We start from the raw sequence: 15,111 nt of genomic DNA, 5'->3' as shown, positions 1-15,111 counted from the left end.
CTAGGTAAAGGTCAAGCGACGCCGGCGATGTCGCGCCAGGCGGGAGGTCGGTCCAGTTGCAGCAGTCCACGCGGAAGTTCCGCATCGCGGGTGTCGCAGCGCACGATGGCGCGGTTGTCGACGCAGTTGTCGAGCAGGGAAACCACGCGACGGCCGACCAGCAGCGCGCTCGGCCATTCGATGCACGCGTTGGCGGCGTTGCTCGGCGTGCACACCGGGTTGCAAACCTCCAGCATCTGCGCGCGAACGCCCAGGGCCTGCGCTTCCTGGTGCAGCACCTGCGCGTACATGCGCGTGGCGGCGCCGGTGATGGAGCTTTCGCCATAGCCGGCCCACGGCTTGAAGCCGGCCGGGCTGCCGACCAGCACATAGCGGCGCGGGTGGCCTTCACTCTGCAGCAGCGGCAGCAGGCGGCGGCCGGCGTGCACGTGCGGCATCACGTCGGCCTGCAGCGCCTGCAGCAGCGCATCGCCGCTGCGGTCGATGACACGGCCGCGGTTATAGGGGCCGCCCATTGCATCGATGACCGCAGCAAGCGTGCGCGGCCGCTGCGCAATGCGTTCGGCCAGGGCCAGCGCCGAGCCATCGTCGGCGAGCGAGCCCAACAGCGTTTCCAGCCCCGGCTCGTCGGCAAACTGCTCGCGCAGCGCTGCAAGCCGGCCCGGGTCGCGGCCAACCACCAGGACCGGGCTGCCGGCCTCCAGCAGCGCAGCCACGATGCCCTGCCCGACGCTGCCGGTGCCGCCAAGCACCAGCACTTCGGGGGCCAGTGTCCCGTTCATGGGACTTTAACTCCCGTCGCCGGGATAATCCCAATTCGGCCCAGTCGGCCGCCGCTGCGGGCACCCAGGCGCAGGCTGCCGCCGCGCTGCAGGTTGGCGGGCGGGGTGAACTCGCGGAAAGCCTTGCCGGAGAAGGCCGAGGGGCGCTTTTCAACGGTCAGGGCCAGGTCCAGCGAGGGCGTGCGGCCGCCGATGACGCGGCCTAGAATGTTCTGCAACCACATGGTTGGCGTCCTCCAATTCGGGAATGGCGCCAGATTAGTCCTCGAACTCCCCCTTGATTAGTCCGAATTAAGGGGAATAATCGTCCCGTACCCGGCACAATCTTTCGGGCACCCTACCCATCCCCCGATATGGACTCCGTCATGGCCCACGATCTCAACGACACGCTGATCTTCGTCAAGGTGGTCGAGCAAGGCAGTTTCATCGCCGCTGCCAACGCGCTCGGCCTGCCCAAGACCACCGTCAGCCGCAAGGTGCAGGAACTGGAAACGCGCCTGGGCGCACGCCTGCTGCACCGGACCACGCGCCGGCTGGGCCTGACCGAGGCCGGCTCGGTGTACCACGAACATTGCCAGCGCATCGCGCGCGAGCTGGAAGAGGCCGAAGGCGCGGTCAACCAGCTGCAGTCCGGCCCACGCGGCTGGCTGCGCTTCACCGTGCCCTATTCGATCGGCATCACCTGGATCGCGCCGCTGCTGGGGCAGTTCCACGCCCAGTACCCGGAGATCCAGCTGGACATGCACCTGGGCAACGAAAAGCTCGACCTCATCGCGGGTGAAGCGGACCTGGCGCTGCGCGTGGGCGCCCTGCCCGATTCCAACCTGGTGGCGCGCAAGCTGGGCAGCCTGCGCACGCAGGTGTTTGCCAGCCCCGCCTACATCGAACGCTACGGCGAGCCGCTGCACCCGGACGAACTGCAGTTCCACCGCATCCTGGCGATGCGCAAGGCCCGCAACCTCAACAACAACCGGTTCTTCTGGCAGCTGGGCGAGAACGGCGGCGACCTGCGCGATTTCCCGGTCAATCCGCTGCTGGTAGCCAATGATCCGTCGGCGCTGAATGGCGCGCTGGTCTGCGGTGAGGGGCTGCTGCTCACCGGCGATGTGATGGCCAAGCCGTTCATCGAGTCGGGCATGGTGCGCCGTGTGCTGGCGGGCTGGACCGGCCCGGAAGTGGACTTCAACGCGGTGTTCGCCGGCGGCCGGCTGGTGTCGCCGAAGGTGCGCGCGTTCGTCGATTTCCTGGTCGAAAAGCTCAACTTCGACGCCAACTACATGCTGGCCCAGTGCCCGGCGGCGAAGCTGGCCAAGCAGCAGCAGAAGGAAGCCGAAGCGGAGTTGCAGGAGACTGGCAAGCGGATCCTGGAGACGGTGACCGCCTGATCGTCGCGGTGGTGCGGCAGGCGGAGCCGGCAGGTAGAGCCGACTGGTAGAGCCGACTGTTAGTCGGCTACGCGCGAAGCGCGGCTTCCTGCATGCCGACGGCGCGGCGGACGGTGCAGCCGACTAACAGTCGGCGCTACAGAAAATGCCGCCCGTTGGGGCGGCATTTTTGCGTTGCATCGGCATGGCCGATGCAACGCAGCAATAAAAGGCGCTTGCGCCTTTTATTGCTGCAACGGAATCACGCGGATTTCCACGCGGCGGTTCTTGGCGCGACCGGCGTCGGTGCTGTTATCGGCGATCGGGTAGGCCTTGCCGGCACCCAGCGTCTCGATACGCACGCTCTGCACGCCCTGGGCGGTCAGGTACTGCGCCACCGAATCGGCGCGTTCCTTGGACAGCTTGTTGTTGACCGCGTCACTGCCAATGCTGTCCGTGTGGCCAACCACTTCGATCATGGTCTGGTTGTATTCGTTCAGCGTGCTCGCCACGCCGTTGAGCGCACCGTAGAACTGCGGCTTCAGCTGCGACTTGCCGAAGTCGAAGGTCACGCCATCGGGCAGGTTGAGCACGATGTTGTCGCCCTGACGCTGCACGTCAATACCAGTGTTGGCGGTGCGCTCGCGCAGCTCACGTTCCTGCTTGTTCTGATACGCACCCACGCCGGCGCCGGCAAGCGCGCCAATACCCGCACCCACCATCGCGTGCTGGCGACGTTCGGTCGCGCTGTCACCGGTCAGCAGGCCGGCGGCCACGCCGATGGCGGTACCGATCAGCGCGTTGCGGCCGGTGCGGCTCTGCTGCTCGACCGGGTTGCCGTACTGGTCGCTCTGCACGTAGGAACCACCGGTGGCGCAGGCCGACAGGGCGGCAGCGGTCATCAGGGCCAGGGCCACGTTGCGGGGTGCGGATCGGATCATGTGTTTTCTCCTGAAGTGCCGGCGGTCGGCGTGCGAACGGCCAGAAGCATAAACACGCCGACGCGATGCCGGCATGATGAACACGCACGGATTCGGCATTTCGTTCAGCTTTGGGGCATCAGCCGGTGTGCCGATACGCGGCCAATGCCGCCTCGCGGCCGGCCGCCAGATCCACCAGTGGCACCGCTGGATAGCCCGGCGCCAGCTCTGCCAGCAACGACGGCGACTGCCACGGTGCGAAGCGTGCCTTCACTGGCAACGGCGCCAGCTCGGGCACCCAGCGGGTGATGTAGCGCGCACGCGGGTCGAACTTCTGCGACTGCGTGACCGGGTTGAATATCCGGAAATACGGTGCCGCATCCGCACCGGTGCCGGCCACCCACTGCCAGCCCATGGTGTTGTTGGCCAGGTCCGCATCCACCAGCGTGGCCCAGAACCAGCGCGCGCCGTGCAGCCAGTGCTGGCGCATGTGCTTGCACAGGAAGCTGGCCACGATCATCCGCACGCGGTTGTGCATGTAGCCGGTGGCCCACAGCTCGCGCAGCCCCGCATCGACGATCGGCACGCCGGTCCGGCCCTGCTGCCACGCCTGCAACTGTGTCGCATTCGGCTTGGCCCAGCTGAAGTTCGCGAACCGCGGGTTGAGGTTCTGTTCGGGGGTCTGCGGGAAGTGGTGCAGCAGGTGGTAGGAGAACTCACGCCAGCCCAGCTCGCGTATGTAGCCATCGATATCGGCATCGCGGCTGGCGCTGCGCTCTGCTTCCAGCCGTCGCACGATCTGCCACGGCGAGACTTCGCCGAAGTGCAGGTGCGGCGACAGCAGCGAAGTGCCTACCCGGTCAGGCAGGTCGCGCTGCTGGCGGTAGCCGTTCAACGCACCGTCGATGAACACCGACAGCGCTTCCTGCGCGCCGGTTTCGCCGGGTTGCCAGTGCTCCCAGAACTGCTTGTCCCAGTCCAGCGTCGGCGCCAGTCCCAAGGTGTTCAGTGCCACGCCTTTTGCAGCGTGCGGCGGCAGGGTCTGCGGCAGCCGGGTGGCCGCCGGAATATTCATGCGGGTCAGCGCGTTGCGCCAGAACGGAGTGAATACCTTGTAGGGCCCGCCCTGCAGCGTGGCGATATCCCACGGCTCGAACATCAGGCTTCCGTTGCAGCTGTTCGCCTCGATGCCCTGCTCGCGCAGTTCGCGCTTGATCCGGGCATCGCGCGGTTGCGTGGCCGGTTCGTACTTCCGGCTCCAGTACACCGCCTCGGCGCCGGTTTCTTCGATCAGCGCCTGCAGCTGCGCCCGGCTGTCGCCCTGGCGCAGCACCAGCGCCGACCCGCGCGCGCGCAGGTCCGCATCCAGCGCGGCAAGCGAGCGGTGCAGCCAGGCGTTCGACGCACCGCCCGGCGCCCATTCGCCCTCCTCATCCGGCGCATGGATGTAAACCGGCACCGGGGTATGCCCGGCCTCCAGCGCGGCCTGCAATGCCGGGTTGTCCTGAAGACGCAGATCACGGCGGAACCAGACCAGAGCTACCGACACAAGCACTGCCTACGCTGAAAGAGAGCCACATGATAGCCATCTGGAGTGAAGGCATTGCACGCGCCCTTCGCGCCACGGCGATGTCCCCTGCACCGCTCGTGCACGGCTCAAGCGGGAAGGTGGGCACATGCCCCAGCCGGTCCCTGCCAAGGCAGCACCTCGTGGTCGCCGGCGCCTTCTCTCCACTTTCCGGAACCACGCCCATGACGCCGATCCAGCCTGCTGTTGTTTATTCCGCTGACGTGGAACAGCGCGCGCCTGACGAAGACGCCACCATCGCCGAACTGGTGGAGGTATTCATCCGCATGGCCGGCGTGGTTGCCGAGCATGAAGGCCATGCGCACCGTGCGGTGCACGCCAAGGGGCACGCGCTGCTGCGCGGACGCTTCCAGGTACTCGACGGCCTCCCGCCAGAACTGCGCCACGGCCTCTTCAGCAGCCCTGCCGGCTACGATGCGCTGGTGCGGTTGTCCTCGCCCCCGGCCGAACAGCTGCCCGACACGGTGTCCACGCCGCGCGCGATGGCGGTGAAGATCCTGGATGTTCCCGGCGCGCGCGTGGAAGGCGGCGACGAGCAGCACAGCCAGGATTTCCTGATGGTCAACGGCCCGGCCTTCAACACGCCGGGCATCAGCGGCTTCCTGCGTTCGGCCAAGCTGCTGGCCGCCACCACCGAGCGCATGCCGCGGACCAAGCAGGTGCTCTCGGCCACGCTGCGCGGTACCGAGGCGGCGCTGGAGGCGGTGGGTGGCCAGAGCGCATCACTGAAGGCGCTCGGTGGCGAACCGCAGCATCATCCGCTCGGCGAAACGTTCTTCACCCAGGTCCCGTTCCGCTACGGGCCGTACATGGCCAAGTTCTCGTGGGTGCCGGTGTCACCGGCACTGGTCGCGCTGGCCGGGCAGAAGCTGCCTTCCGAAGCCGATACGCAGCGTGAGGCGGTGGCCGCGTTCTTCGCCCAGCCCGGCGCCGTGGCTGAGTGGGAGCTGCGCGTGCAGCTCTGCCGCGATCTTGAAAAGATGCCGATCGAAGACGCCTCGGTGGTCTGGCCGGAGGAACTCAGCCCGTTCCAGCCGGTAGGTCGGCTGGTGGTGAGCGAGCAGTCTTCCTGGAACGCCGACGCCGAGGCCAGCGAAGACCGCCTCGCCTTCGCTCCCTGGCACGCGCTGGCGGCCCATCAACCGCTGGGCAACATCAACCGCGCACGCCGGATCGTGATGGCCGCCTCGCGCGACTTCCGCGCCCGGTTCAACCGTTGCCCCATCCACGAGCCTTCGGCACCCAACGTTTAGTGCCGCGCCCTGCGTGGCAGCTTCACACGCGCACGCCAGAGCGCACGAGCCGAAGCTCATCCAACCCCTGCTCGCGCGTGATCGCGTCGCGCAAGTGCAGCTCACGCCGCGCCTTGCGCGTATCCAGCGTCACTTCAACCGCCGAGGCAGCGAACTGCTGCCGGGTCAGCGGACCGCGTACCCGTCCACCACTCACTGCCGCCAGTGCATCGCCCAGCGATGCCAGTGCCCACAGCAACGCGCGCGGGACCGACTTTTCCGGCGCGGCGATCCCCTGCGTTTCCAGCAGCGCGGTGATGAAGGCACGGAACTGGACAGGCTGCTCGTCGGCGATGAAATAGACCTCGCCCGGTCGTGCATGGCGCAGCGCTGCCGAGACAGCCGCGCACAGGGTCGCGATATGGGTGGTGGAGGTCAGGTAGTTGCCGCCCGAAATCCAGGCCAGCTGTCCGCTCCGCGCCGCGTCGCACAGCTGTGGCAGTGCGGTGGTGTCGTCGCGGCCCCACACGAACCGTGGGCGCAGCACGCTGACCGCAAGGTGTTCGCTGTTGGCCGCCAACGCAACCCGCTCCGCCTCGGCCTTGCTGCGCGAGTAGCCACCGATGGAGCAGCGTGGCAGTGGCGTGCGCTCGTCCACGCCTGGCAACGCGCGCCCGCTGGCCAGCACCGACTCGGTGCTGAGCAGGAGCACGCGGGCGACGCCCGCCTGTCCGGCGGCGTCGATCACCCGGCGCGTGCCATCGACGTTGACACGATGCTGGCGCCCCCCACCGGCCACATGGTCGGTATCGGCGGCCGCATGGACAACGGCGTGGCAGCCCTGCATGCCCGTGGCCAGGTCACCCGAGAGCAGGTCGGCGCGGAATGCCCGTGCGCCGCGCTGTTCGACTGCGCGCGCCGCTGCTTCGCTGCGCGCCAAGGCCACCACGGCGTGGCCCTGGGAGACCAGTGAGGTGATGAGGTTGCGACCGACATAGCCACTGCCGCCGGTAAGGAAAATCCGCTGGAGAGAAGACATGGGGGGTCCTGCAGCCGCTGCCGGGCCGCATTGATGGGTGGGAGAGAAGACAGGTGGGCGTAACGTCGCCCCAAACCGATGGATCAGTCAGGCGGTACCTGCTCCACCAGCCACGCGATGTCCCGCAGCAGCTGTTCCCGCTGTTGCACGGGCCAGCGGTGGTAGTCGAGCGCTTCGAGAAGTTTCAGTCCTTCCAGCGCCAGGTACGCCAGCGTCGCGCCACGAGGCTGCTGCGAGGTGGTTTCGACCGCCTCGATCACCTCGCGCTGGTGTTGCTGGAACGGCCCGCGCAGGCTCGAGTCGCCGGCCATGGCCGCCACCAGGCTCAGGGCGACCGGTCGGAAGGCGTCCGGCAGCGGCTGTGCAGCGGCCGCCAGCCGACCCTTGATGACCGGACTGTCATGCGCGGGCACCGCGTCAATCGCGGCCTGGTTCTGGGCACGGTCCCGCTGCAGCGCGCGCACCAGTACGGCCTGCACCAGTGCGGTCTTGCTGCCATGGTCGTACAGCACGCTGGCCTTGCTGATCCCGGCCTCGGCTGCAACGGCCTCCAGGGTAAGCCCGGGAACGCCATGGCGGGCCACCACCCGTTCGGCGGCGTCCAGCAGGTGATTCGGGTCGATGGAGCGCGGTCGGGCCATGCCTTTACCAATTAATATCCGTCCGGATGGATATTAATTGGTCGCGAACCAGGGGTCAATCCACGGAAAGCGCGGACCCCTGCAGGCTTTCCCGCGCGGTGTGGCCGAAGCAGCGCTGGTACTCGCGGCTGAACTGCGACAGGCTCTCGTACCCGACGGCAAGCGCCGCCGAGGTCACGTTGACGGCCTGGGTTTCGAGCAGCCGCCGTGCTTCGAGCAGACGCAGCTGCTTCTGGAACTGTAGTGGCGAGACCCCGGTGACCGCGCGGAAGCGCCGGTAGAACAGTGACACGGACATGTTGCTGGCCGCCGCCAGCGACTCCACCTGCAGCGGCTGACGGAAATGCCGGCGGAGGTGCACCACCGCTTCGGCAATCCGGTGCAGCGTGCCTTCCGGGCGCGCCATTGCCGCAACCTCCGGGCCGGTTGGCCCGGTCAACAGCCAGTAGCTGAGTTCGCGCAACAAGGTGGGCACCAGCACCGCCGCCGCATCGTCGATACGCACCGCTTCAACGATGCGTGCCACGCAGTCCAGCAGCGGCGCTGGCAGGGTATGTACGCTGAGGCCGGAGGCTGCGGCGAGGGCTGACGGCCCCGGATCCAGCCCGGCCATCACCTGCTGCAGCACTCCCGTGTCCAGCTCGATCGAGACGCCCATGAACGGCTGTGCCCTGCTGGCCGTCAGCACGCGCCCAGTTGCCGGCATCGCGATCCCGGTCACCAGTCCCTGTCCGGCACGGTAATCGAGGCTGCGTCTTCCGGCCAGAACCTGCTTTGCCCCCTGCACGACCACACCCAACGCAGGCCGGTACAGCGCATGTGAGGGCATCCGGGCACGGCGGGTGGTCGAAACGATCACGCCCGGCAGCGGCGACAGTACACGGTCGCCCTCTCCGGCCGAACGGCTCAGGAGGCTCTCCACTGCGTCATGCAGACGCGTCAGCATGCCACCCCCGCGCGGAGGGGTGCAGGATCAGGCAAATGCCTGCGCGTAACTTGCAAGAGCGCGGCGCGGCACCCCGCGATCATGCCTGCTCGTTCCACTCGTCTGGTTATCGCATGCACACTGGCTCTCCACTTCTCCCCGCCCGCGTGGCCCTGGTCACCGGCGGCAACAAGGGCATTGGCCGCAGCATCGCGCTGCAGTTGGCCACGCGCGGTTGGGATGTGATCTTAACGTACCGCAGCGACCCCGCCGCCGCCCGCAGTGTGGCCGCGGACATCGCACGTCAGGGCCGCGACGTGATGACCCTGGCGCTGGACGTCACCGACAGCGGGAGCTTCCCGGCATGCCTGGCCGCGATGACCGGTTGGCTGCAGTCCCGAGGCCAGGGCCGGAAGCTCGACGCGCTCATCAACAATGCCGGCGCGCACGCACCGGCACCGTTCGGTGCAATCACCGCCGATGACATCGACCTTCTGCATGCGCTGCACTTCAAGGGGCCGCTGCTGCTGACCCAGGCGCTGTCACCGCTGCTGGCCGACGGGGCGCGCATTGTGAACCTGTCCAGCAGCCTCACCCGCCACACCGCCGCCGGCAGCCTCGTCTACGCCGCCATGAAGGGCGCGCTGGAGGTGATGACCCGCTACCTGGCGCTGGAACTGGGTCCGCGCGGCATCACCGTCAATGCGGTGGCACCCGGCCCCACGCAGACGGATTTCTTCGGCGGCGCGGTGCGCGACAACCCCGACGTGCAGCGTTATGTCAGCGACCACACCGCACTCGGGCGCCCGGGCCACGCCGAGGATATCGGGGCGATGGTGGCCGCGCTGGTCGGGCCCGACAACCACTGGGTGACCGCGCAGCGGATCGAGGTGGGCGGCGGGATCCTGCTGTAGGCCCGCGCGGTGCTGAAGCTCAATCGCCCTTGGCGCGGCGCTGCTGCGCGTCGAAGCGCTGCATTGATTCGCGGATCAGCACCTTCGCTTCGGCCGCGTTGCCCCAGCCGCTGAGTTCCACCGGATTGCGACCTTCGGGCAGGTCCTTGTAGACGCGGAAGAACGCTTCGATGCGCTGGCGTTCGATCAGCGGCAGGTCCTGCAGGTCGCGGATGTTGGCGTAGGTCGGGTCGATCTTGTCAGTGGGCACGCCGATCACCTTCTCGTCGTGCTCGCCCTTGTCGACCATCTTCAGGTAGCCGATCGGGCGGAAGCGCACGATCACGCCCGGATGCAGCGGCTCGCGGGTCAATACCAGTGCATCCAGCGGGTCGTTGTCGCCGGCCAGGGTGCGCGGCATGGAGCCGTAGTTGGCCGGGTACGCGACCGGCATCGACTGGAAGCGGTCGACGTGGACCAGGCCGTCCTCCTTGATTTCGTACTTGGTGAAGCTGCCGGCCGGGATTTCCACGGCCAGGTTGGCTTCCTCCGGCGCTTCCTTCGGCTGGGCGGCCAGGAACGGGTGCAGCACCGCGTTGCTGGCGAGGCTGGCGCCGGTGAGCAGCAGCAGTGCGGCAGCCAGGGCGATCAGGGCAAGCTTGGGTTGCGGGTTCATGGCAGTCCTTATTCCCAGCAGCGGTCGGCGCGACCCTTCAGGGTCTGGGTGCGCGTGCAGTCGCGGGGGGCGATGCGGCCCTCGGTGAGTTCGGTCTTGCGCTTGCTGCCGTCGGCCCCGCGGTTGAGCTCGAAGCCGTCGTACAGGCGGCCGGTGACCGTGCGTGCTTCATAGCGCAGGTGCCGTGGATCGATCGTGAGCACCTGGTACAGCTGGGTGTCCTCACCGACCGGCGCCATGGTGGCGCGCGCTTCATCGGAGAGGCGGTACTGCTTGGGGCCGGCCACGGTGACGATGTACTGCGGCGTGGCGGCCTGCCCTTCCCCACGGCGGCCGTAGGCGTGGTCGTGTCCCTGCAGCACCAGGTCCACGTTGTGGCGGCGCACCACCGGCAGCAGCACATCGCGCAGCTCGGCGTTCTCGCGTCCTTCGCGCGGCGAATAGAACGGCTGGTGCAGCAGCACGATGCTCCACGGGTGTGGGTTGTCGGCCAGCACCTTGTCCAGCCACGCCGCCTGCGCCTGGGCCGTGCCCAGGTCCAGCGCCGAGGTGCCGTCCAGCACGGCGATGCGCACGCCCTGGTAGTCGAACCAGTAGGTGCTGGTGGCCGCGGCATCCACGCCGTTGCGCGGCAGGGCGAAGGTCACCGGCCAGTGCCGGCCCAGCACGCGGCGTTCCTGCGGGGTGTCTTCGAATTCCTCGAAGTACTCATGGTTGCCGATCGCCGGTGCCACTGCGGTTTCCTGCGGCAGCCAGCCGGCGGCAGCGAACCACTCGCCCCACTCGCTGTCGTCCACGCCGTCACCGCCACTTACGAGGTCACCGGCAAACAGGGTCAGGCGCGCATCCGGTGCGGCCTTGATGCCGGCACGCAGCACGCGCGAGACGTGGCTGACGTTCTTGTTCTGGGTGTCGCCGAAGTACAGCAGGGTCAATGGCTGGTCGGCCCGCCCGGCGGTGCGCAGCTGGTTCCAGGCGCTCCAGGTGCCGTTGCCCTGCACCCGCCACAGGTACAGCGTATCCGGCGCCAGGCCAGCGACGTCGGCACGGTGATGGTGCGAAGGGCCCAGTTCGGTGTCCAGCGCCGTGGTCACGGCGGTAACGCGCCGGGGCGTGCCGACATCGGGCGAGTCGCCGGCAACCACCCATTCCAGCAGCGGCGTGCTGACGCTGGTATCGGTACGCCACGCCACGGCGAAGCCGCGCGATGCGTCCTGCGCCGGCGATGCCACGATGCGGTCCGGGAAGCCGGTCGCCGCGTAATGCCGGTTTCCGGCCGGCACCTGGGTGTTCGGCTCGGCCTTGCCCTCCGGCCTGGCCCAGCTGGACGCGCTGCCCAGCAGCAGCACTACCGCGAGCGCGCGGGCGCATGCATGGATACCGCTCACTTTGCACACTCCAGCGGCAACGACAGCTGTTTGGCCACGCTGGCCCAGTCGAAGGCGACCACGCCCTGGTCGTCATGCACGGCGTACAGCGCGCCATGCGCGAAGCGCGGCGAGGCGGCCGTGCTCAGCCAGATGCCATCGGTGTTGGCCACGGTGTTGCCCTGGAACGCGCCGACATGCTTCAGCGTGTGGCGGTCGAACAGATGGAACACGCTGCGATCCTTGCCCTGTTCGGTGGTGATCCACCAGCCGTCCTTGCCGCAGGTGCGCAGCATCACGCCTTCGGCCTGCGCCTTGAACGCATCGCGGCCGAAGGTGGTGCCGCTGAATTTCCCTTGCAGCGAGTACACCTTGATTTCGCTGGCATAGGTTTCGTCTTCTTCGGCGATCAGCAGGCGGTCGTTGGCCGGATCGCCCCAGATCGATTCGACCACGCGCAGGGCGCCCTTCTCGCTGGTGTCGCCGATGCTGCCGACCAGGCTGGCCTGCGCCTTGCCATTCGCCACCTGCAGTGCGTAACGACGAACACGCTTGTCCAGCTCGGCCAGCGGCGGCAGCACGTCATTGCCCTGCGCATCTTCGCCGGCATCGTAGGAATCGGTCACGTACACGTCGTAGCCGCTGGCCTGCTTGTTGACCCACAGTCCATACGGCTTGCGCAGGTCATCGGCCGCGAACGTCCCCAGCGGGGTGAACGACGGCAGCTGCAGCACCTGCACGCGGTGGTTGTCACGCTCCACGATCAGCACCAGGTCATCGACCACGGCGATGCCGTTGGGGCGGACGAACTGGCCCGGCGCGGTGCCGGTGCTGCCGACATCGCGCAGGTGCGCGCCGGTCTGGCCGTCATAGACCACCAGCTTGTCGGTGGCCTTGGCGGTGGCGATCAGCCACACCTGCCCGTCCGGGCTGGTCCAGCTGGCCGGCGAGTCGATGTTGTCGGCAGGCGTCATCGGCGTGAGGAAGGCCTCGGCCACGGTAGCCACGTTACGGCCGGTGGTGGCTGCGGCGGCGTCCACGGCGGGCGCGGTCGGCGCGGGGGCGGCAGCCGGCTTGCAGCCGGCCAGCAGCGCCAGCGCAAGCAGGCCCAGTGCGGGGCGTGCGCGCATCACAGGGCCACCTTCAGGCCCAGCGCGTAGGTGCGGCCGTACTCTTCGTTCTGCAGCGTGCGCGAACGCACGCCCTGGTACAGCTCGAGCGGCTTGTCCAGCAGGTTCTGCGCTTCGACGTACACGCTCACGTTGGCGGTGATCTTGTAGTCCAGGCTGAAGTCGAGCTGGGTATTGGGGGCCACGAAGATGTCGTAGGCGCGGCTGTCGCCCAGCGTATCCAGGTACTCGCTGCGGTAGACGGCGGCAAGGCGGGTGCTGAAGCCGGCCTTCTCGTAACCCAGGTGTGCGCTGTACACGTGCTTGGAGGCACGCGGCAGGGTGAAGTCCTCGTCGGCACGGCCGTCCAGGCCCGGGTCGAAATCGGTGTCCAGCCAGGTGCCGCTGGCACCGACCAGCAGGCCATCCCAACCGGCCGGCAGGAAGCTGAGCTGCTGCTGCCAGTTGAACTCGGCGCCGTAGACCTTGGCCTTGTCGCCGTTGATCACGCGGGTGACGTCGAAGCCGGGGTATTCGGGATCGCTGTCGCTGACGGTGTTGACGATGTAGCCGTCGATGGATTTATGGAACAGGCCCAGCGAGAGGATGCCGGTGCTGCCGATGTAATGCTCGAAGGACAGGTCCACGTTCTTCGATTCGTACGGATCCAGTTCCGGGTTGCCCAGCCGCACTTCCTCGTCGCCGCGGTTGTAGCCGATGCGCGGGGCGATGTCGCCGAACGACGGGCGCGACACGGTCTTGTTGGCGGCTGCGCGCAGCACCCAGTCGCTGCCGGCATCGTAACGCAGGTGCAGGCCGGGCAGCACGTTGGTGTAGCTGCGGTCGGCGGTGAGCGGGGTCACGGTGTAGCTGCGGCCGTTGGCGGCCACGTCCACCTGGTTGCCGGTGCCCTGGAACTGGGTGTTTTCCACGCGCACGCCGCCGATGACGCGCAGGTTTCCGACGTCCCAGGTGCCCATGGCGTAGGTGGCGAAGATGTCTTCGCTGGCGGTGTAGTCCTCTTCCAGCGAGGTCATCGCGTTGGCGCCGACGTCCTGCGGGCGGGCGCTGTACTGGCTGCCGAACCGGGCCCAGTAGCGACGCATCGCGTCCGAACTCATGCCCTGCCCCAGGCTGCCACCACGGTGCTCGGGGGTGCTGGTGGTCCAGTCGGACAACGCCACGTCCGGGCCGACCCGCAGCTCGCGCTCGTCGGTATCCACGTCGCGGTCGCGCCAGCGGCCCAGCAGGCCGAACTTGTAACTGCTGTTGTCGCCGTCGAAGCGGATGTTGACCTGGGCGCTGTGCTCCTTGTCGTCCACGCGCTTGGGCGAGACCACGAAACGGTCGAAGTCGTAGTTGCCGTTGTCCATCCAGCTGGCATCGCTGAGCGTGTAGCGCGGGATCCCGCTGTTCTGGTCCACGGTGGCGGCCAGGTCATCGCCGTTGTACTCGAAGCGCGCTTCCATCTCGTCGTTGACGCGTTCTTCGGTACGGGTGTAACCGACCTTGTAATCCAGCACGGCGTTGGTCAGGCGGTTCTCGCCGCCCAGGCTGGTGGCGAAGGTGTTTTCCTTCTTGGTGCGGTAGCGCATGCGCTTCTGGATCGCATCGGCCGGCAGGTCGTCGACCCGGAACTGGTTGTTGCCCAGCGCGGTGACCTCGCCATCGCCGAAGTTGAAAATGGTGCGCTGGCGGGTTTCAGCGTCGTCGAACTGGCTGTACAGGGTGCGCAGGTAGTACTGGCTGTCTTCGCTGGGGCGCCAGTCGAAGTTGAGGTTGGCGCCGATGCGCTTGCGCTCGATCTCGTACTTGCGGTGCTGCAGGCTGTTGGCGAACAGCTCGTCTTCGCTGCCGCCGTCGAATTCGCCGTACTCCACTTCGCTGTTGTCGGACTCGAACCTGCGGTTCTGGTAGTTCACGCCCAGCGCCACGCCGAAGGTATCGGCGAACACTTCGCTGTAATTGAACGCGGCCTTGGGGCTGGTGTGCCCGGACAGCTCCTGGTGGCTGGCTTCGATCTTGCCGCGCAGGCTGCGCCCGTCGCGGTCAAAGGCCGAGGCGGACTCGACCAGGATCGCGCCGCCGATGGCATCGCCCGGCATGTCCGGGGTCGGCGACTTGACCACGCGCAGGCGTTCGGTCGAGTCGGAGGGGATCACGTCCAGCGGTGCGGCGCGGCTGGAGTCTTCCGGCGTGCCCACGGCGACGCCGTCGATGCTGACGCTGTTGAGGTTGGCATCCAGGCCCCGCACCACCACGAAACGGCCCTCACCCTGGTCGCGGGTCACGCTGACGCCGGGCAGGCGCTGCAGCGATTCGGCCACGTTCTTGTCCGGGTAGACGCCCATGGCATCGGACGATACCGCGTCCTGGATGGCATCGCTGCTGCGCTTGAGGTCGACCGCGCGGGTCTGCGATTCCAGCTGCGGGCGCACTTCCACCCGGTCCAGCTCGGTGGCTGCGGCAGCGCCGGCGAGCTCCCCGCTCGCGGCGGCCACGGCAGGCGCGGTGGACAGGACCAGCAACGACAGGCTGATGGCCAGCCCCAACGGCGATTTGTTCTGCACGGCTT

13 protein-coding genes and 1 pseudogene are annotated in these 15,111 nt (G+C 67.8%); 3 read left to right on the top strand and 11 right to left on the bottom strand.

From position 1 onward, the window contains the following. Positions 1–11: 11 nt before the first annotated feature. Both V9K91_RS13040 and V9K91_RS13035 read right to left on the bottom strand, forming a co-directional pair. Positions 12–782: an SDR family NAD(P)-dependent oxidoreductase gene (locus V9K91_RS13040; RefSeq protein ID WP_184124008.1), complete on the bottom strand. Its 771-nt coding sequence runs from the start codon at positions 780–782 to the stop codon at positions 12–14. Beyond that, positions 779–1,006 (bottom strand): hypothetical protein, encoded by a 228-nt coding sequence (locus V9K91_RS13035; RefSeq protein ID WP_068851096.1) that lies wholly within the window; start codon positions 1,004–1,006, stop codon positions 779–781. The genes V9K91_RS13040 and V9K91_RS13035 overlap by 4 nt, the downstream gene beginning before the upstream one ends. 141 nt (positions 1,007–1,147) lie before the next feature. On the opposite strand from V9K91_RS13035, the gene V9K91_RS13030 reads away from it, so the two are divergent. Continuing rightward, on the top strand, positions 1,148–2,167 hold the full coding sequence (locus V9K91_RS13030) for a LysR family transcriptional regulator (RefSeq protein ID WP_068854629.1): 1,020 nt from the start codon (positions 1,148–1,150) through the stop codon (positions 2,165–2,167). A 224-nt stretch (positions 2,168–2,391) separates the two neighbouring features. Here the strand turns inward: V9K91_RS13030 and V9K91_RS13025 are convergent, their stop codons facing one another. Both V9K91_RS13025 and V9K91_RS13020 read right to left on the bottom strand, forming a co-directional pair. Next, on the bottom strand, positions 2,392–3,087 hold the full coding sequence (locus tag V9K91_RS13025) for an OmpA family protein (RefSeq protein ID WP_184124011.1): 696 nt from the start codon (positions 3,085–3,087) through the stop codon (positions 2,392–2,394). Positions 3,088–3,205: 118 nt separating this feature from the next. Beyond that, positions 3,206–4,615, bottom strand: coding sequence for a deoxyribodipyrimidine photo-lyase (locus V9K91_RS13020; RefSeq protein ID WP_336443350.1), 1,410 nt, complete (start codon positions 4,613–4,615; stop codon positions 3,206–3,208). A gap of 203 nt (positions 4,616–4,818) precedes the next feature. Between V9K91_RS13020 and V9K91_RS13015 the strand changes: the two genes are divergently transcribed. After that, positions 4,819–5,907, top strand: a complete 1,089-nt coding sequence (locus tag V9K91_RS13015; RefSeq protein WP_336443349.1) for a catalase family protein — start codon at positions 4,819–4,821, stop codon at positions 5,905–5,907. 22 nt (positions 5,908–5,929) lie between these two features. Here the strand turns inward: V9K91_RS13015 and V9K91_RS13010 are convergent, their stop codons facing one another. From V9K91_RS13010 to V9K91_RS13000, 3 genes are all read right to left on the bottom strand, one after another. Continuing rightward, positions 5,930–6,925 carry an NAD-dependent epimerase/dehydratase family protein gene (locus tag V9K91_RS13010; RefSeq protein WP_336443348.1) on the bottom strand — a complete coding sequence of 332 codons (996 nt, stop codon included), beginning with the start codon at positions 6,923–6,925 and terminating at the stop codon, positions 5,930–5,932. Positions 6,926–7,008: 83 nt separating this feature from the next. Next, the gene (locus tag V9K91_RS13005; RefSeq protein ID WP_336443347.1) at positions 7,009–7,566 is read right to left on the bottom strand and encodes a TetR/AcrR family transcriptional regulator; all 558 of its coding nucleotides are present in this window, start codon (positions 7,564–7,566) and stop codon (positions 7,009–7,011) included. Positions 7,567–7,621: 55 nt separating this feature from the next. Next, entirely contained in the window at positions 7,622–8,512 is an 891-nt protein-coding gene (locus tag V9K91_RS13000; protein ID WP_336443346.1) for an AraC family transcriptional regulator, read from the bottom strand. Positions 8,513–8,625: 113 nt separating this feature from the next. Here V9K91_RS13000 and V9K91_RS12995 point away from each other — a divergent pair, with 113 nt between their 5' ends. After that, positions 8,626–9,405 (top strand): SDR family oxidoreductase, encoded by a 780-nt coding sequence (locus tag V9K91_RS12995; protein WP_336443345.1) that lies wholly within the window; start codon positions 8,626–8,628, stop codon positions 9,403–9,405. A 19-nt stretch (positions 9,406–9,424) separates the two neighbouring features. On the opposite strand, the gene V9K91_RS12990 is transcribed toward V9K91_RS12995, so the two are convergent. The 4 genes and pseudogenes from V9K91_RS12990 to V9K91_RS12975 form a co-directional block, all read right to left on the bottom strand. Further along, a complete protein-coding gene (locus tag V9K91_RS12990) occupies positions 9,425–10,060 on the bottom strand; it encodes an inorganic diphosphatase (RefSeq protein ID WP_095364181.1) in 636 nt (211 codons plus the stop codon). Between the two features lie 8 nt (positions 10,061–10,068). Continuing rightward, positions 10,069–11,361, bottom strand: a pseudogene (locus tag V9K91_RS12985) (metallophosphoesterase family protein); the annotation flags it as partial. Between the two features lie 83 nt (positions 11,362–11,444). Continuing rightward, positions 11,445–12,557, bottom strand: coding sequence for a phytase (locus tag V9K91_RS12980; protein WP_336443344.1), 1,113 nt, complete (start codon positions 12,555–12,557; stop codon positions 11,445–11,447). Next, entirely contained in the window at positions 12,557–15,106 is a 2,550-nt protein-coding gene (locus tag V9K91_RS12975) for a TonB-dependent receptor (RefSeq protein ID WP_336443343.1), read from the bottom strand. The genes V9K91_RS12980 and V9K91_RS12975 overlap by 1 nt, the downstream gene beginning before the upstream one ends. Between the last annotated feature and the right edge of the window lie 5 nt (positions 15,107–15,111).

Origin of the sequence: Stenotrophomonas sp. CCNWLW57, assembly GCF_037203925.1 — a bacterium.
Classification (GTDB): Bacteria; Pseudomonadota; Gammaproteobacteria; order Xanthomonadales; family Xanthomonadaceae; genus Stenotrophomonas; species Stenotrophomonas rhizophila_A.
This window is presented reverse-complemented; position numbering and strand designations above follow the sequence as displayed.

Bases quoted from the DNA above. Each gene is read 5' to 3' on its own strand.
- V9K91_RS13025 (WP_184124011.1), bottom strand. From the start codon at position 3,087: ATGATCCGATCCGCACCCCGCAACGTGGCCCTGGCCCTGATGACCGCT.
- V9K91_RS12980 (WP_336443344.1), bottom strand. From the start codon at position 12,557: ATGCGCGCACGCCCCGCACTGGGCCTGCTTGCGCTGGCGCTGCTGGCC.
- V9K91_RS13015 (WP_336443349.1), top strand. From the start codon at position 4,819: ATGACGCCGATCCAGCCTGCTGTTGTTTATTCCGCTGACGTGGAACAG.
- V9K91_RS13010 (WP_336443348.1), bottom strand. From the start codon at position 6,925: ATGTCTTCTCTCCAGCGGATTTTCCTTACCGGCGGCAGTGGCTATGTC.
- V9K91_RS13000 (WP_336443346.1), bottom strand. From the start codon at position 8,512: ATGCTGACGCGTCTGCATGACGCAGTGGAGAGCCTCCTGAGCCGTTCG.
- V9K91_RS13030 (WP_068854629.1), top strand. From the start codon at position 1,148: ATGGCCCACGATCTCAACGACACGCTGATCTTCGTCAAGGTGGTCGAG.
- V9K91_RS12995 (WP_336443345.1), top strand. From the start codon at position 8,626: ATGCACACTGGCTCTCCACTTCTCCCCGCCCGCGTGGCCCTGGTCACC.
- V9K91_RS13005 (WP_336443347.1), bottom strand. From the start codon at position 7,566: ATGGCCCGACCGCGCTCCATCGACCCGAATCACCTGCTGGACGCCGCC.
- V9K91_RS13035 (WP_068851096.1), bottom strand. From the start codon at position 1,006: ATGTGGTTGCAGAACATTCTAGGCCGCGTCATCGGCGGCCGCACGCCC.
- V9K91_RS12990 (WP_095364181.1), bottom strand. From the start codon at position 10,060: ATGAACCCGCAACCCAAGCTTGCCCTGATCGCCCTGGCTGCCGCACTG.
- V9K91_RS13040 (WP_184124008.1), bottom strand. From the start codon at position 782: ATGAACGGGACACTGGCCCCCGAAGTGCTGGTGCTTGGCGGCACCGGC.